Raw genomic sequence first — 19,931 nt, forward strand, 5'->3', positions numbered from 1 at the left:
AATGACTGAAGAATATGAAACTGGTTTTATGGTTGTTAGTTGTTCCGGTGGGTCCGGTTCCGGTCAGGCTGCCAACAGCCTTGCTGTGGAGTTGAACAGGAGCGGGTTTGCCAAGATGGTCTGTCTTGCCGGGATTGGGGCCGGTTTGGATGAATGTGTGGAAGAAGTGGGCAAAGTCCGGGATCTCATTGTTATTGACGGTTGTGAAAAGGGGTGTTCGCAGATCATGTTAAGTAAAATGGGGATTGAGCCCGTGCACGCTTTTTGTTTGACCAAAATGGGCGTTCAATGCCCTGTCTCGGAAGTTGACCCTGTAATGTTGGAAGAGTTGCGTAAAAAAATAAAATCGTTGTTCGGTCAGCAAAGGGCTAATTCCAAGTATGCTGTATGCGGATGTGATACATGCGTCAGAGAATAAGAGTGAGTCTTTACAAAATAATAATGGTTCGAAATTGAGTGTGTGCTAGTTATAGTGTTAGGCTCAGGCTTAAAATTTTTGCATAGTAATAGTCGGGGAGTTGTGTGAGTAGAGTTCTTATATTGGAGCCAAGTAAGGCTACGGCTAAGTTTATTCAGGTTACTCTATTGAAGTCTGGATTTGAGTGTGACCTTGCCTGCACTCACGAGAGTGCAAAGAATTTGATTTCCGTAAACGATTACTTTGTCGGGTTGAGCAGTATGGTGCTTGATGACGCTGAGTATGGTATGGGCATTGATTTATTGCTTGAAAACCGGATCCCTGCCATTGCGGTCACTGCATCGTTGGACGAACAGGCACTGAGTGCTTTGGCTAAAAAGAGTATTGTGGATTATGTGCTCAAAAAATCTGATCAGTCAGCCTATATTGCCCGTATTGTAAACCGGGTTTACAAGAATCAGGGGATAAAGGTTCTGGTGGTTGATGATTCAGCTTCAGTGCGTGACTGGATCGCAAGAATTCTCAAGCGGCAGGGGTTGACAGTTCTTCAGGCTGAAGACGGGAGCGCCGCAACAAAGGTTTTTTATACTAACAGCGACATTAGGCTGGTTTTGACTGACTACAACATGCCGGAAATGGACGGGCTTGAGCTTACTGCGCATCTGCGCTCCATTCGGTCTATGGATGAACTCAGTATCATAGTCCTTTCTTCTGATACTAAATCCCGCACTGCCCCGCTTTTCCTGAAACAGGGAGCCAATGATTTTATCCAGAAAAGTGCTTCTGTTGAGGAAATACTCTGCCGGGTAAATTCCAACTTAGAATTTCTTGAGCTGATTGAAGCTTCCCGCGATCGGGCCAACAAAGATTTTTTGACCGGGCTGTGGAACAGGAGATATTTCTTTGAATATGGTGAGCCTTTGTATGAACAGGCCGTTCTTGGAGCGCGTGAGTTTTGTGTGGGCATGCTCGATATTGATCATTTTAAAAAGATAAATGATACTTACGGGCATGATGCCGGAGATGAGGTCTTAAAGAAATTTTCTGCATTGCTGGCTGAATATGTGGGTGATGCGGGACTGGTTTCCAGATTCGGCGGAGAAGAATTCACTGTTGTTCTTGACGGGGTTCCGGCTGACGAATTGGTTGATTTTCTGGAAGAGTTCAGAATGTTGGTGGAGGGATTTTCAGTGGAATTCAAAGAGCAGATTATCACTTTGACCGTCTCTATCGGGGCCACTGCCGACATGGATGATTCGCTGACCGCAATGGTCAGCCGGGCGGATGATAAGCTTTATGAGGCCAAACGGTCCGGTAGGAATAAAGTCCTGTGTGACTAGCAACAGAATATTTGTTCAATTTTTGTATAATCCGGTACGTTTTTCGTGTCGGATTTTTTGTTTGAACGGTTTTAAAATTGGCTTTGAATACCTTTTTTTATGCGCTATACTTATTATAGTGTAAGTTGACGCCGTGACAGTTCAAGCAAAGGGGGTGACTATGTTGTCAAAGAAGGATTTCTTTAAGACTGGCGAAATCGTAAACCTTGCCGAAGAGGCTGTGTATGAAGAGTTGCAGGTCCTCATCAGCAGGGAGGAGATTGAATTCTGCCAATGCGATAAATGCTTGTTTGATATTGCTTGTGTGGTTTTGAATAGTATTCCGAGCCTGTATTCATCCAGTATCGTGGACCGGACTTACCCCAGCCCTGAATTCAAGGCTGAATATGATAATTTAAAGATACTGGCCGCTGCTGAGATTCCGCAGGCCATTGAGCAGATCAGGGACAGGTTGCATCACTAATCCTTTTAGTGTGATACATAATAATTTACTTTGTTTTGAAATGGTAATCGGTTAGTGTCTCATAGTTTTAAAAATAAATGGGATTGGGAATGGATTACTGTTTCTAGGGTAATCTCTTTCTTCGAAATATTACTCAGGGGGAATTTGTGAAGTCATTATCTCGTGCGGTTGCTCCAAAAAAAGCATCCGCAATTTTTCTTTTTGTCCTGTTGTCCGCGTCTGTTGTTCTGGGCGGATGTTTTGGTGATGAAAAAGAAGAGCAGGGGGCTGCCAAGGCCATACCTGTAAAAGTTCTCAAGGTTGCTGAGCATCAGTTCCCTGTGATGGGCGAGTATGTGGCCCAGGTTGAGGCTTTGAAGACTGTAGAGATTAAGGCCCGTGTTCAAGGGCATATTAAAGAGCGGTTGTTTACTGAAGGGCAGAAGGTAGAAGATGGTCAGCCCCTTTTTGTAATTGACCCCCGTCCTTATAGAGAAGCCCTGAAAAAGGCAGAAGCCGAGCTGGCCAGTACCAGAGCTAGTCTTGCCAAGGCCAGCAAGGATTACAAGAGATTCAAGGCCCTCTTTGATCAGGGCGCAGTGAGCCGTGAGGAATTTGATTCCAAGATTACCGATAAGCAGGTGCTTGAGGCTAATGTAAGCAACGCCAAAGCTCAGGTGGAGCAGGCCAATCTGGATATGGGTTTTACCCAGATTAAGTCTCCCATGAATGGTATTATCGGGCGAACTCAGGTTGAACCGGGAACTCTGGTTGCCGCTGAAGCAACTGTGCTGGCAACTGTTTCCGCTGTAGATCCTGTTTATGTAAATTTCAGCATCCCTGAAAAAGAATATCTTGTCGCCATCCGTGAAATAGAAGCCAACAGAAAGTCCGGGAGGCCTGACAAGGAGTCAAATCTTCAGATAATTCTGGCAGATGGCGGTTACTATGATCATAACGGTACTTTTAACATGGCTGACCGCGCCGTGGACTCTTCTACAGGGACTCTGGGGATCAGAGCCGAGTTTCCTAATCCGGAAAGGATTCTGCGTGACGGCCAGTATGCCAAGGTTGTGGTTTGTCTGAAAGAGTATCCCAATGCGCTGGTTGTACCCACACGGGCGTTGCTCGATATTCAGGGACGTAAATCCCTGCTGACCGTTGTTAACGGAACCGTAGAAGAAAAGTCGATAACCATTGATTACACCGATGACCGCAACACCGTGGTCAAAACCGGAATCGATTCCGGGACTCTGGTTATTGCTGACGGTGTGAATAAGATTCGTCCCGGAACTGCGGTTAGCCCCCAGATTGTTCAAGACAAGCTCGAAGCTAGGCAAGAGTAACTCCATATTAATGTAGCAAATCTCCCTGCGCTTGCGGGGAGATAATTTTTTTGCAGGAAGAAGCCATGGTCAATTTCTTTATCGACAGACCCATTTTCTCGTCCGTTATCTCCATCATTATCACTCTGGTGGGCTTGCTGAGTATTTTTACCCTGCCCATTGCCCAATATCCGGAAATTGCACCACCTACGGTGCAGATTGCGGCTCAGTATACCGGTGCCAGCGCGGATGTTGTGGAACAGACTGTTGCGGCTCCCATTGAGGAGCAGGTCAACGGCGCGCAGGATATGCTTTACATGAACTCCATCAGTTCCAACGACGGACGAATGGTGCTCAACGTCACCTTTGATCTGGGACGTGATCTGGAATTGGCAACTGTCGATGTGCAGAACAGGGTCAGCCTTGCCACCCCCCAGCTGCCAGCGGAAGTAACTAAATCCGGGGTAAGTGTTAAGAAGCAGTCTTCCAGCATGATCTGCGTGATTAGTTTGATTTCTCCCAATGGGACATATGATTCCCTTTTTCTCAACAACTACGCCAAGATCAACCTGTTTGATGCTATTTCCCGTATTCCCGGTGTGGGTAGTGTTTCCCTTTTTGGTGATCAGGATTACGGCATGCGTCTCTGGCTGGACCCGGATAAAATGGCCAGATTGGCGATCACTGCCGACGATATTATTGCTGCCGTGCAGGAACAGAACCTACAGGCTCCGGCTGGGCAGGTGGGACAGCCTCCAGCTGCTTCAGGACAGCAGTTTCAGTTGACTGTGCGGGTTAAAGGACGTCTTAGCGAACCTGAAGAGTTTGGAAATATCATAATCAAGGCTCATCCGGACGGCAGTACTGTCCATGTTCGTGATGTGGCCCGTGTTGAAATGGGGTCTAAATCCTATTCCGCATTCGGTAGACAGGACGAAATCGAGTCCGCAATGTTGCTGGTTTACCAGCTTCCCGGCGCAAACGCTCTGGATATTGTAGAGCACGTGCGTTCTACCATGAAGGATCTTTCACAGAATTTCCCCACCGGAATGAAATACGACATTCCTTACGATACCACCCTGTTCGTTACCGCATCCATTGATGAGGTTATGGATACTCTTTACGAGGCCATGGCTCTCGTATTTATTGTGGTCTTCATCTTTTTGCAGAATCTGCGAGCCACTATCGTACCTATGATTGCGGTTCCGGTTTCTTTGGTTGGTACTTTTGCCTTCTTTCAGGTACTGGGATTCTCCATCAACACCCTGACCCTGTTCGGCATGGTCTTGGCTATCGGTATTGTTGTTGATGATGCCATTGTTGTGGTCGAGGCGGTGCAATCAAAAATTGACGAGGAGGGGCTGGACGCCAAGACGGCCACCAAGGAGGCCATGAAAGAGGTTTCTGGGCCTATTGTGGCAACCACTGCGGTTCTTATTGCCGTGTTCGTTCCTGTAGCCTTTATGGGCGGAATTTCCGGGCAGCTTTACAAGCAGTTCGCGTTGACCCTTGCGGTCTCCGTTGCCATTTCGTCTGTTAACGCGCTTACTTTTTCTCCGGCCATGTCTGCTCTGCTTTTGCGACCGCAAAAAGAAATGCGCGGGCCGTTGGGCTGGTTTTTTAAGCAGTTTAATAAATATTTTGGTAAAATTACTTCCGGGTATACGTCCGGAGTGCGGATAATTCTGCGTAAGTCGATTGTTGCGTTGGGAATTTTCGGAGTTCTCATGTTCGGAACCTATTCCCTGTTTCAGACGGTGCCCACCGGATTCGTGCCTAACGAGGATCAGGGCTATTTCATGATCAACGTACAGCTGCCTGAAGGTGCTTCCCTTGAACGTTCGGATGCAGTTGTGAAGCAGGTTGAGGAAATCCTGAAAAATGAAGCCGGTGTGAAAACCTATTTTGCTCTGGGCGGGTTCAACCTGATTACCGGGGCCTATTCATCCTATACTTCGACCTTGTTTGCTACCCTTGATCCATGGGATGAACGTACTGATCCGCAGCTGCATGTGAATGCCATTCTTGGTAAGGTGCAGCAGAAAGTTATGGGTATTCAGGAAGCAATGGTTCTTTGCTTTAACCCGCCGCCCATTAACGGCATCGGTTCCACCGGCGGTTTGCAGTTCGAATTGCAGGACCGCTCCGGGGGAACAGTGGAGGAGCTGGCTCAGGCTGCGCAGAACTATATGGATGAGTTACGCAAGCATCCGGAATTGACAGGTATCTTTTCTACTTTCAGTGCCAATGTTCCGCAGATTTTTGTTGATGTTGATCGTGACAAGGTCCGCAAGCTGGGGATTCCTCTTAATGAAGTTTTCACCGCTATGCAGACTTTTCTCGGCGGATACTACATCAATGACTTCAACAAGTATGGCAGGACCTTCCGGGTCATGGCTCAGGCTGACTCCCAGTTCAGAACCAGTCCCAGTGATGTTTCCAAGTTTTATGTGCGCGGCGATACCGGGAAGATGATTCCTCTTTCCACTCTTCTTAACCAGAAGAAGATTTTCGGTCCGGAATATATTCAGCGTTACAATTTATTCCGGGCTATTGAGATAACCGCTGCCAATGCTCCGGGATACAGTACCGGACAGGCCATGGCGATTATGGAAAAGATTGCCCGTGATACTTTGCCGAGGGGTTATGGTTTTGATTGGACCAACATTGCCTATCAGGAAAAGAAATCCGGTGGTGAGGTCGTAGTTATATTTGCGTTGGCGGTCATGATGGTATTTCTCGTGCTTGCCGCGCAGTATGAAAGCTGGATTATTCCGCTGGCGATTGTTTTTGCGGTTCCGCTGGGTGTGTTCGGGGCTATCTCCGGTCAGTTCCTGCGTGGGCTGGATAACAATGTTTATGCCCAGATTGGTTTGATCATGCTAATCGGACTTGCAGCTAAGAACGCGATTCTCATCGTGGAGTTTGCCAAGGCCAAGTATGAGCAGGGTGCTTCGTTGGTGGATGCTGCCGTGCATGCTGCGCAGGTTCGTTTCCGGCCTATTCTGATGACTTCATTTGCATTTATCCTTGGCGTTGTGCCGCTGGTAATTGCGCAGGGAGCGGGATCGGCCAGCCGTCATGCTCTCGGTACTTCGGTGTTTGCAGGGATGATCGCAGCTACCATCCTTGGTGTACTCTTTGTGCCGCTGTTCTATGTGACGTTGGTCAAAGTGCAGAATAGGAAGAAAGCAGCCGAGAAGTCTGAATCTCCTGATGAATAGCTGTTAATTTAAGTTCAAAAAAAGACCCCGCCGGAATATTCTGGCGGGGTCTTTTTTTTGGGTAGCGAGTTCTATTCCCGGTTGGTGCAGTTTCGATACAGGAAGTAATGTGTCCAGATTGCGCAAGTTATGCCGATAAAACAGCCGAAGATAACATCTGCGGGATAATGTTTACCCACCACAACCCGGCTTAATCCCACCAGCAGTGCCAGAATAAACGGAAGGTATTTTTTGCGTGGTAAAAGCAGGGCCACGGCAGTGCTCAGCGAAAAAATACGCAAGGTGTGCCCTGAAGGGAAAGAGTTCTGCAAATACTTTCCGGAAAACCAGGTGAATCCATAAGATCCGTCCTCAAAGAAAAGGGGTGGACGGCAGCGACCGAAGAACCATTTAAGTTCATCGCCGATAAGCATGGCGGTCATGGTTGAAAAGGCCACCAGCAGCAAAGCCCGCGATCTGTTTTGGAGACCGTTCAGCATTGCATCTATACTACCGCAGATCAGGGCCAGAAAGGAGATTGTCTGAATGACATGTTTGGAGGCCAGTTTGCTGATAAGCTTGCCGACGGTTACTGTAAAAGTTCCTTTTAGGGTATGGGCGGCTTTGGCAATGGGCAGGTCAAGGTGTTGGTAAAAAAGAATGATCAGCAGAAGGGCCGCAAATGCTCCTGCGGTGGTGTACAGAGACAACCGTTTGGGATTGTCGTCCATAGTGTCTCCTTTTTTATTATTGCAGTTCTCGGGGGCATGGATCTACCGCTAGCGGTTTTGCTGAAGTGGAGAGGGGCAGCTCTATATAAAAATTGGTTCCGTCGTCTTGTGACGAATCAAACCAGACTTTTCCTTGGAGGTAGTTTTCAGTGAACATTTTTACGCTGTATGTTCCAAGACCTCTACCTTTTCCTTTGGTGGAAAATGATTTTCTAAAAATCTGATGGGCAACTGTCATGGGAATGGTTCCGTTATTGGAAACCGTGAACAAACCAGCATTGTCATCGTTACTGGCCTTAATCACAACTTTTCCATTTTCCGGTGAGGCTTCAATTGCGTTTTTAACTAGATTTTCAATTATGCGGTAGAGGATTCGTTTGTCTGTATGCAGGCAGAACTCTTCAATTTCAGAGTTAATCGAAATGTTTTTGTCTTTTACCAGTTGGCTGCTGGAGTAGAATGTACTGATAGATTCGAGAATCTGTTTTATGGCAACCGGTTCGTTGTGGATTTCGAGTTGTTTGGTTTCAGCGGAAATGAAGAGCCTATGGGCATCAATTTCATTTGCCATAAATCTGGCCCGATCTACAATCATCCCAGCCAGTTCACGGTGTTCTATTTTTACGGCGTCATCCTTGATAAGAGTTCCTGCATTGACGATGCCGTTTACTGCATTGAGCAGGTCGTGAAGGAACACCCGTTCCATCATTTCTTTGTGTTTACTGTCGGAAATATCCGTCAGATGAATTATGAAATATTGCTCGTCCCGGATTTTTATAGGAGAGGCATTGACTTTGAATGTATATGCTTTGACCTTACCCTCAATGCTGCCCAGCAGCATACACTCTTCTTCAGCCTTGTCTCCGGTCATGGCGGTCTGGAAGGCTCGCAAAGCTCCGCACTGGCCACAGGGGACAGAGGTTCCGCGCCAGTTCTTTCGTGAGTTGCAGCAGCTGAGCAGCTCTCCTGGGCGGCGTCCAAGAATCATATTCTTGCGTTTTTCACCTACAGCAGTCGCAAGGGTCTCATTATAGAGGACAATTTTTCTTTCATTGTTCAGGATAAATGATGGATTAGGCACGGAATTGATAAGTTCCGCAGCAAAGTCTTTCCTTATTCTTTCGTGCTGGTCCAGAATTTCAAGACTACAGGGATTGTAGCTCTCCATAGGAGAATCCAAGTTGTATACTTCGTCGTTCATCAAATCCCTCACAGGTCATTACTTGTTTAATGACCTTTATAAAAAAGCAGTGAATTGCCGTTCCCTTCCATGTAAAGCATGCCGTCTCTTTCCTGCATGGAATCAACTTTTTCTAGAGCTTGCATAAATTTGAATTCCTGCAAATTTATGTTTTTGGAGCAGGATTTGCGGGTCATGGCCAGCGGACCGGTCTTGAAAATTCCGTTTACGTATGAATAGTTACCGCGAAAGCTGTTACAGCCGCCGGAGCCGTATATTTTACCATTGCTGTCCAGACGCATCCAGATATGGGCGAAGCCTCCTAGGGACTTCCCGTCAATATCCTCCGCAATCCACTTTGTCTCGGTGGGATTTTCATAAACAGGATAGTAAGTCTGCTTAGGCGCGCAGCCAGCAGCAAAAAGGATAATGCAGGCTGTTAAAGCTGGCAGGAAAGTCTTTTTCAGGTTTGTAATTTTCATAAAAAGGTTCCTCCATCCAAGTATTGTACTTGTATCTAACTCTTTTTGATAGAAAAAATTTGAGAAAATTGCCGGAATATTTATTTAAAGTCCACAAAGCATGTAGCCGAGAATAAGGCCGCACTTGTCTGCGCAGGAAGGGTAGAATTGTTTATGCTTTTTTGTGCGGGAGCGGTTCTCCTTGCCATAATAGAATTCAGCAATGGACAGCGGGGTATAACCGTTTTTTGCAGCAAAATTGAGCAGCTTCGGTGCGCAGCAATCTCCGGTTCCGGTGGGGATGCCCTTGTTTCCGTATATGATTTCCGGCATGGGGCGGGTTTTGCCGCGAAAGTTGTGAACTGCGTAAATAGCGTGGATTTCGCGCATCAAATTTTGTGATAGTTTCTTGCGCTGGGCGGAAAGGGTGTCATGGTCAGCTGTTTTGGGAGTCAGTTTTTCCATTTCCCGGCCGATTCTCTTAATTTCTTTTTCTGTGGATTCGGTCAGCTTCTGGAATTCGTGAGGGTTGATGATCGGGCTTACCCAGCCGGGTATTTCCCAGTTACCGTTGTACTGCCCGGAGAAAGCCTTGGCTGAGTATTCTTGTCCCGCGTGGTCCAGATAGGTCATGATCCCGAACATTTGACCGCGTGCTTTGCCGAAAAGGTAGTCGGTGCTGAAATCCGGCTCGGCATGTTCCAGCGGCAGGTCAAAGTCCGCACGTTTGGTTGCGTCCAGTGTTGCCATCAGTTCAAGGCATAGATGGATGGCCTTTCCCGCACTGAGGGTGTGGGTGGCTTTGCATCGGGTACAGTAGCCTGAGCAGGAGATGTTGTTTGTGAATATTTCCGTGCCGTTCATATGAATGTCCGCTCGAGATTATAAAAAAGGGGATGCGCCTTGGCACATCCCCTTTTGATTGCATTAGTACAGAACCAGTGGCCCTGATTATTGGCTGACGGAAAAATACTGTTCTATTGGGAGACTGGCCCGTTAAAGACGACAGAAACGATGCCGTATTCGATTCTGCCACGGGGAGCGTTGACAATTACCTCGTCTCCTTCCTCTTTACCGAGCAGGGCTCTGCCCACCGGGGATTCAACGGAGATGATGCCTTTTTTGAAATCACTCTCGTCCGGTCCCATGATGGTGTAGGTCTTTTCGTCACCGGTATCAATGTCTTCAAGCTCAACGGTTGCGCCGAATGTTACTTTTGGGCCACCGAGAGTTTTCATGTCTACGACATTGAACTGGGGGATGCGGGATTCAATGTAATTGATCTTCGCTTCAAGCATTCCCTGTCTTTCACGGGCTGCGTGGTAGCCGCCGTTTTCTTTCAGGTCACCTTCTTCGCGGGCTTCCGCAATAGCTTTGATTACCTCGGGACGTTCTTTTTTAAGAGTTGCCAGCTCTTTCTTGATCTTCGCAAAGCCTTCTTGTGAAATGGGTATACTGCTCATTCCATAAACCTCAAATAATTCCGTCGTTGTCAATAAAAATGCAGCCACTGCCGAAAAACCTTTTTGCGGAAGTGAAGCTGCGTTGGGTACATGGTTCGGAGCAACTTTTCAGTTGCTGAAAGTTCTGGGTAGAACATCCTTTGGAGTAGGTCAAGTCGCTTTTGGTATAAGATAGCTGGTTTGACTTTTTTTTTAATGTTAAGAGTATGTTGTCACTTAGAATAATGTTTTTGTAATTTTCATTTAATGCTGCTGTAAGGTTTCATAAATTATAATTGTAACAATAATAAATTGGTTTTATTGAAATTTTTTTTATGAAGAAATGGCCTTTTTAAAATATATTTTTACGGATAAGTTGGTCATCCGTGTAGATAATTTTGCATATTTTGTTTGAGAGGGTGTTGCGGTGGCTGAAGACGTAAAATTTATTCAGAAGAAGGATGTTAAGCCGGGGATGTATGTTCAGCGGTATGGAGCCGGGACTTTTAATGATCCTCTGGTTGAGGTGGGGAAGTTTATCGAGTCTCATGGTGATATCTCCAAATATCTTCCTGATGAGACTGAGAAGGTTGAGATCCTGACCGGAAAAGTTCTTCCAAATATGGATTATGCCTGCGATAAAGGGGCACTCTCCGCTGAGGATGCTGCCCGCAATATGGCTGATGCTTTGCCTGAAGCGCGCCGGGTTCATGAAGAAGCTCTGAATTATGCCCACAAGTTTATAGACGATGTGCGCAGGGGAAAGACTGTTGAAGTTGAAGAGGCAGTCCCTATTGTCGGTGAGGTTATCGATAGTCTGACTGCTAATGAACCGGCAGCTCTGACTCTGGCTTTTTTGAAGCGATATGACGAATACACTTATACTCACAGCATCAATGTAAATCTATATTCATTGTTGCTGGGCAAGGCTCTCGGATTGAGTCGCAATGAATTGGAGTCGCTGGGTGTTGCCGCTTTATTTCACGATGTGGGCAAGGGGCGCATTCCCAACAAGGTCCTCAATAAACCCGGAAAGCTTACTGATTCTGAATATGAAGTCATGAAGAGTCATCCTCAGGAAGGGCTTGAAGTTTTGAGAGATGTTAAGGGACTTGATCAGGCTGTCCTGCGTGGAGTGGTCGAGCACCATGAGCGTTATGATGGAAACGGTTATCCGAGTAAAATTAAAGGCGAGGATATTCACCCCTTCGGGCGGATTATAGCCATAAGTGATGTTTATGATGCCTTGACTAGTGTTAGGGTTTACAAGAAAGCCATAACTCCGGCCAAGACCTTAAGTCAGATGTATAAATGGAAGGGGACTGATTTTGATCCCGCCTACCTGAATCGTTTTATCCGGGTTATGGGAATTTATCCTCCGGGAACAATGGTCCAGCTTGATGATCTGCGTTTTGCCATTGTGCTGGAAACTAATGAGACTAAGCCCCGGCAGCCCAAGGTTAAGGTTTTGTTTAACGATAAAATGCAGCCGGTTCTTTCCGAATGCATCGATCTTGCCTCTTATGAGAACGAGGGTCGTAAAGTAAAGGTTATGCGTCAGCCTGACCCCAAGTCGCTGGGGGGTGATATGCAACAGCTCTCCCGTTTTTTAGTCTAAAATACGGTTTTATGTCTCTTTGAAGGCCGGGGTCAGAAGTTAATGACCCTGGCCTTTTTTCGTTTTTTTAGGGTGTTAGCTTAGTTCTAGTGTTAAGGTGAACTAAGGTTCAACTTTTCTTCTTGACTAAAGATGAACTTGTACTCATTTTTTAAAAAAAGGAGAAAGTTATTATGTCAAATGTAGTGAAAAGTAATGATAGTATACATGTCTGCCCATGGTGGGTTGCCTATACTTTTGATAACTGGTTGCGCAGGCTGGTTGATCCGGCTGAGAAGGCTCTTGGCAGGTGGGTGCGTCCGGGAATGCGCGTGCTGGATTTCGGCTGCGGTTTGGGGCATTATTCCATCGGCGCGGCAAAATTGGTGGGTGATGGCGGCGAAGTTGTTGCCGTTGACTTGCAGGAAAAGATGCTTGAAATCGCCCTTAAGCGGGCAGGCAAGGCCGGAGTTGCCGGGATTATTTCTTCGCATCAGTGCTCGGCTGAGAACATTGGTTATCCCGGTAAGGTGGATTTTGTTATTGCCGGGAACGTGATTCACGAAACACCGGATCAGCGCGTGGTATTGCGGGAAGTTTATAATTTGCTTGTGCCGGGCGGAGGGTTTTTCTTTACTGAACCGCGCAATCATGTCAGGGCTGATATTTTTGAACGGGAATTGAAAACAGCTCAGGATATCGGTTTTCTCGTGGAACAATTGCCTGTATCGTTTATGGCTAGGCGGGCATATTTGCGGAAACCGGATAATCATTAAGTGTATAAAGGACTAAAATGATACGTAAGCATGGAAACTTCGAACCTGTGCAGGACAGGGCGGATGTTACCAGAAATGATATTTTGGAAGCGGCCTTGGAGGTTTTTTCCGAAAAGGGATACTCCGGGGCCAATACCAAAAACATTGCCGCCGCAGCCGGGGTAGCAACCGGGTCAGTCTACCGCTACTTCAAGAATAAAAAGGTGATTTTCATTGAGGTCATCAACATGCTTCAGGGACGGATGAGTTTTGATATTTTTGATAAAGCCCAATTCATGCTTGATGAGGGCAGTTCCATTCGAGAGGGGTTGCGGATGTTGGGAGTTTATTCTGTGGAATCTCACCGCAGCAACCGTATGTTTTTCCGCGAAGTCATGGCCCTTGAAGCCACGGATGAAGATATTTCGGCCATAGGTAGAGAACGGGACCGGAGAATTCGCAAGAAACTGCTGGGATTTTTGAGTTCACAGAAGGAACATCTTAAGGTTGATGATCTTGAAGCTGCTGCCGAATTGGTTCATTGGGTAGTGGAAGAGGTCTCGCATCAGGCGGTTGTATTTGATTCTGATGTTGGTGAAGACCGTCTCGTCTACCAGATGGTCCTGATGCTTGAGGCGTATCTTCTCGGCCCTCAGTCCTGATTTTTATTAAATAACAAATTCCATGTCTGAGAAGAGTTTGTCATCATCGTAGAGGCCCGGATATCTGGTAGATATTTCATTCATGGTTGTGAAATAAGCATCCCAGCCCAGAATCTGCGCTTCTTTTCTCTTGTTTACGAAAATTTTGAACGTGGTTCCTTTAGGGCATTTGGTCATGTTCAGCTCCAGAACCCCGGCTCCGGTTGTCTCCAGCCAAACCGAAGACCACGCCGTGCGGTCCCCTTCCGTTTTCTTGTATTTTTCAAAGTACGCTTCAAAAATTCTTTCAATGTCTTTTCGTTCCATTGGTGCTCCCTTTGGGTGTTGATTACGTTTTGAGTATAACTTGTTTGTCTGAAATTGGGCAAGAAGTATGCTGAAGGCATGTGGTTGGACATCTCCAGAAGTTGCATTTGGTTTGAGTATTCGATTTACATATATGTTGAAAATTATCTGAGTTTTTCGTGTGTTTGCCAAAAATGTAATTTTCGTAAGGTTAGCTGACTGAGAGAGAAAAAATTGTCGAGCCGTTATCTCGTACAATTGTCCACCTGCCTTGTTTGAGACTTAATAATTGCGCGATTAATAATAATGAAGGGTCTGTTTTGACGCCAGTAACCACCTTTTACCAAAAGGTGAATTATGTGTTTGCCGTAATTGCCAGTTTGGTGTGATTGTTGGTTAATTGTTCTATCTTTCAGCAATTATGCATTTATTTCAATATGTTGCTTTCTGCTTTTAGGCGAAAGTTAAAAGCTGTAAAGTTATGAGTAGGCGGATTTTTGAGCCATGTTGCATGCAGAGGAAGCACTTGCTTACATAAAAAACTTCAGTTTCGTATTTTTGTTTGCCAAAATTGTTTTTTTCTGACATTCTTGGATCTCTGAATCGCTCTAATCTTCAAAAAATGATCTTTATATCCTATTTCGATTCAATTTCAGATTCCTGGAAAAAAACGACCGTGCCAATTTTGAGAGGTGGAAAAGCTCAAAATGTAATATAGTAGCGGGCACGCATTATTTAATTCGAAAGATATCCAGATTAGAGCCGCACTGGCTGATACATTTTTCATTAAAAACAAGTCAGTTGCCTGCTGGAAATCTCCCAGAGTTTCGGAACCGTCCGTTTCCCTGGCAGTCTGCCGGGCCACTGCACCTGTTGAACCTTATAATCATGGAGTGAGCTGACAATATGTGCCGTTTATTTGCGCTTACAAGTCGCGATCCTATTTCACCCATGCTGGCCATCAATGCCCTCAATACAATGAAAGAAGGTCATGACGGCTCCGGCGTGGGTCTCTGTCTCAGAGGACTGGGCGGTCGTTTTGAGGAAGAGTTACAGGGCTGTCCCATCCTTTCCGGTATTTTTACCGAAGCAGGCCTGCGCAGACTGGAACAGTATACCATGGACCACGGTTTTAAGTCCCAGTACAGCATTCTTTACACCCCCGAGACCGAGCCACCGGAAGGCACTCCCGTTCGCGGAACATATGCGGCTATCGCATACAAGGTTCCCAGAGGCTGGAAGGAACTTACTGCCGCGCAGCAGGGGCAGAAACTGGTTGAAATGCGTCTTGAACTTCGCAAGATGGGTGAAGAAGACGGCGATATCATGGTTTTCTCTTTCTGGCCCGATACTATCATTGTAAAAGAAGTCGGTGATCCCCTTGAGATCGGTGAATGGCTTCAGCTCGGTGCCAACCGTAACCTCTACGCCCGTCACATTCTGGCGCAGGGCAGGCAGAACACCAACTACGCCATCAACCTTTACGCCTGCCACCCCTTCTTTATTGAAGGCGTCGCCTCCATGACCAACGGCGAGAACACCGCATTTATCCCCATTATGGAATATATGCAGTCCAGAAATGTAACCGGATACTCCGGCTATCAGTCCGACTCCGAGGTTTTTACTCATATCGCCCATTACACCACCAAACGTCTGGGGCTGGATATCCGTGCCTACAAGCACGTCATCACTCCGCTCATGGATCATGAGATGGCTGATCACCCGGACCGTGAGTTTCTGGCGACCCTCAAGCGTTCCTGCCGCAAGATGATCATCGACGGACCCAACTGTATTATCGGAACTCTTGATGACGGTTCCATGTTCATGGTTCAGGATCGCAAAAAACTTCGTCCCGGTATTGTGGGCGGCAAAGACGGCATCTATGCCTTCTCTTCCGAAGTTTGCGGCATTGATGCCGTCATTCCCGATCGTGACAAGTCCAAGGACTTCCAGCCCATGCACCTCGATACAGTAATCGTCGGACCCGACTGCAAGGAGATAGAAACATGCTCACAGAAAGACCAATTACCCCGTCAACTTTAGGCGTTAGAGACCTGAACTGGCAGATCGAGTGGGACAAGGATCTCTGTACCCAGTGCGGTCGCTGCACCTCTGTCTGTCCGGTCAACGCCATTGAACTCGGTGTTCACCGCAAGCGCGAGATTAAGACTCCCGCCGGCCTGATGAAGAAAGCCGAGAATGAATATTCCATTTTTTACGGCATCCGCCAGAAGACCGACCCGGCCTACGCTTGTATCGGCTGTTCCATGTGCAACATGGTCTGTCCCAACAACGCCATCGGTCCCAAGCGCGAAGAAGGTTCCACCACTCAGAAATTCCACAACGACCGCGGCGGCAATCCCCGTACTCGTGGTGGACGCCGCAATTCCGGCGAATCTCTGCTGGACCAGATCAAATTCATGCGTATCTCCATGCTCACCGACCCCGCACTTGATGCCGGTCGTCATGAGTTCCGTTTGAACACCCTGCTTGGTCGAGTGCAGTCCCCTGAAGAAAGTTTGAAAACTTATCAGGAACAGGGCTGGAAACCTCCGGTTCGCGAAATCTACCCGCTGGTTATCGGCGGCATGTCCTTCGGGGCCATGTCTCCCAACATGTGGGAAGGTCTCCAGATGGGTGTGGCTTACCTGAACGAAGAACTGAATATGCCCGTGCGTATCTCCACCGGTGAGGGTGGCTGTCCTCCCAGACTGCTCCGTTCACGCTTTCTTAAATACGTTATTCTCCAGATCGCGTCCGGTTATTTCGGCTGGGATGAAATCATCCACGCCATTCCGGAAATGAAGGTCGACCCCTGCGCCATCGAGATCAAGTACGGTCAGGGTGCAAAGCCCGGTGATGGCGGCCTGCTCATGTGGTACAAGGTTAACAAACTCATCGCCGCAATTCGCGGTGTGCCCGAGGGTGTCAGCCTGCCCAGTCCCCCGACTCACCAGACCCAGTATTCCATTGAGGAATCTGTAGCCAAGATGATCCAGTCCATGAGTATGGCCTGGGGATTCAGGGTCCCGGTCTATCCTAAGATTTCCGCATCCTCCACATCGCTGGCGGTTCTCAACAACCTGACCCGTAACCCTTACGCCGCAGGTCTGGCCATTGACGGTGAAGACGGCGGAACCGGGGCGGCATATAACGTCTCCATGAACCACATGGGACATCCCATCGCCAGTAACCTGCGCGATTGTTACAACGCTCTGGTTGTTACCGGTAAGCAGAACGAACTGCCCCTCATCGCAGGCGGTGGTATCGGTAAATCTGGTAACCTTGCGGCCAACGCTGCTGCATTGATCATGCTCGGCGCGAGTGCCGTTCAGGTCGGTAAGTACGTTATGCAGGCCGGAGCTGGCTGTCTCGGTTCTGAAAAGGACCGCTGCAATGTCTGTAATATCGGCGTGTGTCCCAAGGGTATTACTTCTCAGGACCCCAGACTTTACCGTCGCCTCGATCCTGAAAAGGTAGCTGAAAGGGTTGTTGACTTCTATCTGAGCTTTGACACTGAAATCAAAAAGATTATCGCCCCGCTGGGCCGCTCCACCTCATTGCCCATCGGCATGGCGGATGCGCTTGGTATCAGTGACCGTGCTGCTGCTGACAGACTCGGCATCAAGTACGTGGTTTAACAACAGCTCACGATTTACGGAGATTTAAAATGGCAACAGAAAAAATATGCATCAGCGGCCTTGAAGAAGGTGCCCGTATTGAATCCCGCATCCTTGAGGAACGGATTCAAAAAGCGGTTGCCGATGGAGCCCGCAAGCTTGAAATAGACGCCATGGGCCAGCACGGCATTGGCGGACGACTCTGGATTTCCAAGGAAGAACCCATTGATATCGACGTTATCGGAACATCCGGTCAGCGTCTTGGTTCAAAGGGCTTTCCCGGAACTGTGATCAACGTTTACGGCTCAGTTTCTGATGACGTGGGTTGGCTTAACGCAGGCGCCGAGATTATTGTTCACGGTAACGGTTCCAACGGCGCATGTAATGCCATGGCGCAGGGTAAAGTCATTGTTAACGGTGACATCGGTGCCCGCGGCATGACCATGACCAAGACCAACCCCCGTTTCGCCCCGCCTGAACTCTGGGTACTCGGCGGAGTTGGTGACTATTTCGCAGAATTCATGGCTGGCGGTACCGCGGTAGTCTGTGGCTTTGAGCCTCAGAACGCTGAAAACGTACTCGCTTTCCGTCCCTGTGTCGGAATGGTTGGCGGTCGTATTTTCGTACGCGGACCCCACGGAGAATTCTCCACTGCCGACGCTATTCTCGAGCCCATCACCGATGCGGACTGGGAATGGCTCTGCGATAATCTCAAGGAAAACCTCGCTAAAATCGGTCGTGAAGATGTTTATGATTCCCTGACCGAGCGTAAGGAATGGCAGCTTATCCGCGCCAAATCACCTTTTGAAAAGACCGGGCGCAAACGTCGCTCCATGTCTGAGTTCCGTTCTCAGGTCTGGGATGATGAGCTTGGACAGGGTGGTCTCATCGGTGACCTGACCGACCTTGACCGTTCTCCTGTGCCGCTGATCACTTCCGGTGAAATGCGCCGTTTTGTTCCGGTCTGGGAAAACCGTAAATATCAGGCTCCATGCCAGTCTTCCTGCCCCACCGGTATGCCGGTGCAGAGACGCTGGCAGCTGGTCCGTGACGGCCTTGTTGATGAAGCCGTGGACCTTGCTCTTGCATATACTCCTTTTCCAGCAACTGTCTGCGGTTACCTCTGTCCCAACCTTTGTATGGAAGGCTGTACCCGCGGTGTTAAAGATCTTCTTTCAGTGGACATCACCAAGCTGGGTCGCGAGGGCGTGAACAGTCCCGCACCTGAGCTGCCGCCCCTTTCCGGCAAGAAAGTAGCGGTTATCGGCGGTGGTCCCGCTGGTATCTCCGTTGCTTGGCAGATTCGCCGCAAGGGACATGAAGCAGTTGTCTACGACATGTCCGACAAACTCGGAGGCAAGATAACTTCCGCCATTCCTTCCAGCCGTATTCCCAAGGAAGTGCTGGATTCCGAGCTGGAGCGTGTTGCTAAGGTCATCCCCCATGTGCACATGCAGAAGAAGCTGACTGCTGACGATTTTGCCGAACTGCGCCAGAACAGCGATGCAGTTGTGCTCGCCATTGGTGCCCAGAAGCCGCGTATCATTCCCATTCCCGGACATGAGCGCATTACCCCGGCTCTTGATTTCCTCAAGTCTGCCATGAAGGGTAAAGCTGAAGTGGGCGAAAAAGTGGTCATTATCGGTGCCGGTAATGTTGGTTGTGACGTAGCTACCGAATGTTCACGTCTCGGTGCCAAGGACATCCTGCTCATCGATATCCAGAAGCCCGCCGCTTTCGGTAAAGAGCGTGATGAAGCAGAAGAGGTCGGAGCTAAGTTCCGTTACCCCTGCTTCACTCAGGAAGTTACCGAGGAAGGCGTGGTACTCAAGTCCGGCGAAGTTCTTCCGGCTGATACTGTGATCATGTCCATCGGTGATACACCGGATATCGAGTTCCTGCCCGATACCATCGCTCTTGATCGCGGTCATATCGTGGTTAATGAAGATTACCAGACCACCGAACCCGGTGTTTACGCCATCGGTGATGCTGTACGTCCCGGCCTGTTGACCCACGCCATTGGTCATGGTCGCGAGACTGCCGAGACCCTTGATGAAATCTTCACCGGAAAGCGTCCTCACGCTGAACCGAAAGACGTCATCGATTACAAACGCATGACTCTCGAATACTTCGATCCCCGCCTGACTGAATTCAAGGATGTTCAGGAATGTGCTCAGGAATGTTCTTCCTGCGGTTCCTGCCGTGATTGCGGTCTTTGTGAAACAGTCTGTCCGCAGGCTGCTATCTCCCGCAAGGGCCTCGAAGGCAAGGATTTCGAAATGGCTTGCGATCCTGATAAATGCATTGGTTGCGGTTTCTGCGCCAATGTCTGCCCCTGCGGTATCTGGAATCTCGTAGAGAACAGCCCCATGGGTTAATATAAAGTCTTAAAGAATGGAGAGCCGGGCGGTCCGGTGATCCTGTATGGATTCTAAGATGGATACGGCCACCGGAGTTACTCCGGTGGCCG

At 48.2% G+C, this 19,931-nt stretch carries 17 protein-coding genes; 11 read left to right on the forward strand and 6 right to left on the reverse strand.

The window, feature by feature from the left end; translation table 11 throughout:
- Window position 1: 1 nt before the first annotated feature.
- From D0S45_07565 to D0S45_07585, 5 genes are all read left to right on the forward strand, one after another.
- Window positions 2-418, forward strand: a complete 417-nt coding sequence (locus tag D0S45_07565) for a hypothetical protein (protein ID TIH17016.1) — start codon at window positions 2-4, stop codon at window positions 416-418.
- Between the two features lie 104 nt (window positions 419-522).
- Window positions 523-1,758 (forward strand): diguanylate cyclase, encoded by a 1,236-nt coding sequence (locus D0S45_07570; GenBank protein ID TIH17017.1) that lies wholly within the window; start codon window positions 523-525, stop codon window positions 1,756-1,758.
- A 160-nt stretch (window positions 1,759-1,918) separates the two neighbouring features.
- A complete protein-coding gene (locus D0S45_07575) occupies window positions 1,919-2,221 on the forward strand; it encodes a hypothetical protein (protein ID TIH17018.1) in 303 nt (100 codons plus the stop codon).
- Between the two features lie 146 nt (window positions 2,222-2,367).
- Complete coding sequence (locus D0S45_07580) at window positions 2,368-3,546, forward strand: efflux RND transporter periplasmic adaptor subunit (protein ID TIH17019.1); 1,179 nt, start codon at window positions 2,368-2,370, stop codon at window positions 3,544-3,546.
- Window positions 3,547-3,611: 65 nt separating this feature from the next.
- Complete coding sequence (locus D0S45_07585) at window positions 3,612-6,749, forward strand: multidrug efflux RND transporter permease subunit (GenBank protein ID TIH17020.1); 3,138 nt, start codon at window positions 3,612-3,614, stop codon at window positions 6,747-6,749.
- 71 nt (window positions 6,750-6,820) lie between these two features.
- Here D0S45_07585 and D0S45_07590 read toward each other — a convergent pair whose 3' ends face one another.
- From D0S45_07590 to greA, 5 genes are all read right to left on the reverse strand, one after another.
- The gene (locus D0S45_07590; GenBank protein TIH17021.1) at window positions 6,821-7,459 is read right to left on the reverse strand and encodes a phosphatase PAP2 family protein; all 639 of its coding nucleotides are present in this window, start codon (window positions 7,457-7,459) and stop codon (window positions 6,821-6,823) included.
- A gap of 16 nt (window positions 7,460-7,475) precedes the next feature.
- Window positions 7,476-8,660, reverse strand: coding sequence for a sensor histidine kinase (locus D0S45_07595; GenBank protein TIH17022.1), 1,185 nt, complete (start codon window positions 8,658-8,660; stop codon window positions 7,476-7,478).
- A gap of 26 nt (window positions 8,661-8,686) precedes the next feature.
- The gene (locus D0S45_07600) at window positions 8,687-9,121 is read right to left on the reverse strand and encodes an META domain-containing protein (GenBank protein ID TIH17023.1); all 435 of its coding nucleotides are present in this window, start codon (window positions 9,119-9,121) and stop codon (window positions 8,687-8,689) included.
- A gap of 84 nt (window positions 9,122-9,205) precedes the next feature.
- A complete protein-coding gene (locus D0S45_07605; GenBank protein ID TIH17024.1) occupies window positions 9,206-9,964 on the reverse strand; it encodes a hypothetical protein in 759 nt (252 codons plus the stop codon).
- A 113-nt stretch (window positions 9,965-10,077) separates the two neighbouring features.
- Window positions 10,078-10,563: a transcription elongation factor GreA gene (greA, locus tag D0S45_07610; protein ID TIH17025.1), complete on the reverse strand. Its 486-nt coding sequence runs from the start codon at window positions 10,561-10,563 to the stop codon at window positions 10,078-10,080.
- Between the two features lie 406 nt (window positions 10,564-10,969).
- Between greA and D0S45_07615 the strand changes: the two genes are divergently transcribed.
- The 3 genes from D0S45_07615 (at window position 10,970) to D0S45_07625 (ending at window position 13,556) form a co-directional block, all read left to right on the forward strand.
- Window positions 10,970-12,160, forward strand: coding sequence for an HD-GYP domain-containing protein (locus D0S45_07615; protein ID TIH17026.1), 1,191 nt, complete (start codon window positions 10,970-10,972; stop codon window positions 12,158-12,160).
- 173 nt (window positions 12,161-12,333) lie between these two features.
- Window positions 12,334-12,915, forward strand: a complete 582-nt coding sequence (locus D0S45_07620) for a class I SAM-dependent methyltransferase (protein ID TIH17027.1) — start codon at window positions 12,334-12,336, stop codon at window positions 12,913-12,915.
- Between the two features lie 17 nt (window positions 12,916-12,932).
- Entirely contained in the window at window positions 12,933-13,556 is a 624-nt protein-coding gene (locus D0S45_07625) for a TetR/AcrR family transcriptional regulator (protein TIH17028.1), read from the forward strand.
- A 6-nt stretch (window positions 13,557-13,562) separates the two neighbouring features.
- Here D0S45_07625 and D0S45_07630 read toward each other — a convergent pair whose 3' ends face one another.
- Window positions 13,563-13,862 carry a hypothetical protein gene (locus D0S45_07630; GenBank protein TIH17029.1) on the reverse strand — a complete coding sequence of 100 codons (300 nt, stop codon included), beginning with the start codon at window positions 13,860-13,862 and terminating at the stop codon, window positions 13,563-13,565.
- Between the two features lie 885 nt (window positions 13,863-14,747).
- Here D0S45_07630 and D0S45_07635 point away from each other — a divergent pair.
- The 3 genes from D0S45_07635 to D0S45_07645 are packed head-to-tail and all read left to right on the forward strand — an operon-like array spanning window position 14,748 to window position 19,839.
- Window positions 14,748-15,884, forward strand: coding sequence for a glutamate synthase (locus tag D0S45_07635; protein ID TIH17030.1), 1,137 nt, complete (start codon window positions 14,748-14,750; stop codon window positions 15,882-15,884).
- Complete coding sequence (locus D0S45_07640) at window positions 15,848-17,482, forward strand: 4Fe-4S dicluster domain-containing protein (protein ID TIH17031.1); 1,635 nt, start codon at window positions 15,848-15,850, stop codon at window positions 17,480-17,482. Before D0S45_07635 ends, D0S45_07640 begins: the two co-directional genes overlap by 37 nt.
- 29 nt (window positions 17,483-17,511) lie before the next feature.
- The gene (locus tag D0S45_07645; GenBank protein ID TIH17032.1) at window positions 17,512-19,839 is read left to right on the forward strand and encodes a pyridine nucleotide-disulfide oxidoreductase; all 2,328 of its coding nucleotides are present in this window, start codon (window positions 17,512-17,514) and stop codon (window positions 19,837-19,839) included.
- The last annotated feature ends 92 nt before the right edge of the window (window positions 19,840-19,931 follow it).

Source organism: Marinifilum sp. JC120 (assembly GCA_004923195.1).
GTDB lineage: Bacteria > Desulfobacterota > Desulfovibrionia > Desulfovibrionales > Desulfovibrionaceae > Maridesulfovibrio.

Bases quoted from the DNA above. Each gene is read 5' to 3' on its own strand.
- D0S45_07645 (TIH17032.1), top strand. From the start codon at position 17,512: ATGGCAACAGAAAAAATATGCATCAGCGGCCTTGAAGAAGGTGCCCGT.
- greA (TIH17025.1), bottom strand. From the start codon at position 10,563: ATGAGCAGTATACCCATTTCACAAGAAGGCTTTGCGAAGATCAAGAAA.
- D0S45_07605 (TIH17024.1), bottom strand. From the start codon at position 9,964: ATGAACGGCACGGAAATATTCACAAACAACATCTCCTGCTCAGGCTAC.
- D0S45_07630 (TIH17029.1), bottom strand. From the start codon at position 13,862: ATGGAACGAAAAGACATTGAAAGAATTTTTGAAGCGTACTTTGAAAAA.
- D0S45_07565 (TIH17016.1), top strand. From the start codon at position 2: ATGACTGAAGAATATGAAACTGGTTTTATGGTTGTTAGTTGTTCCGGT.
- D0S45_07640 (TIH17031.1), top strand. From the start codon at position 15,848: ATGCTCACAGAAAGACCAATTACCCCGTCAACTTTAGGCGTTAGAGAC.
- D0S45_07600 (TIH17023.1), bottom strand. From the start codon at position 9,121: ATGAAAATTACAAACCTGAAAAAGACTTTCCTGCCAGCTTTAACAGCC.
- D0S45_07585 (TIH17020.1), top strand. From the start codon at position 3,612: ATGGTCAATTTCTTTATCGACAGACCCATTTTCTCGTCCGTTATCTCC.
- D0S45_07575 (TIH17018.1), top strand. From the start codon at position 1,919: ATGTTGTCAAAGAAGGATTTCTTTAAGACTGGCGAAATCGTAAACCTT.
- D0S45_07635 (TIH17030.1), top strand. From the start codon at position 14,748: ATGTGCCGTTTATTTGCGCTTACAAGTCGCGATCCTATTTCACCCATG.
- D0S45_07590 (TIH17021.1), bottom strand. From the start codon at position 7,459: ATGGACGACAATCCCAAACGGTTGTCTCTGTACACCACCGCAGGAGCA.
- D0S45_07595 (TIH17022.1), bottom strand. From the start codon at position 8,660: ATGAACGACGAAGTATACAACTTGGATTCTCCTATGGAGAGCTACAAT.
- D0S45_07620 (TIH17027.1), top strand. From the start codon at position 12,334: ATGTCAAATGTAGTGAAAAGTAATGATAGTATACATGTCTGCCCATGG.
- D0S45_07625 (TIH17028.1), top strand. From the start codon at position 12,933: ATGATACGTAAGCATGGAAACTTCGAACCTGTGCAGGACAGGGCGGAT.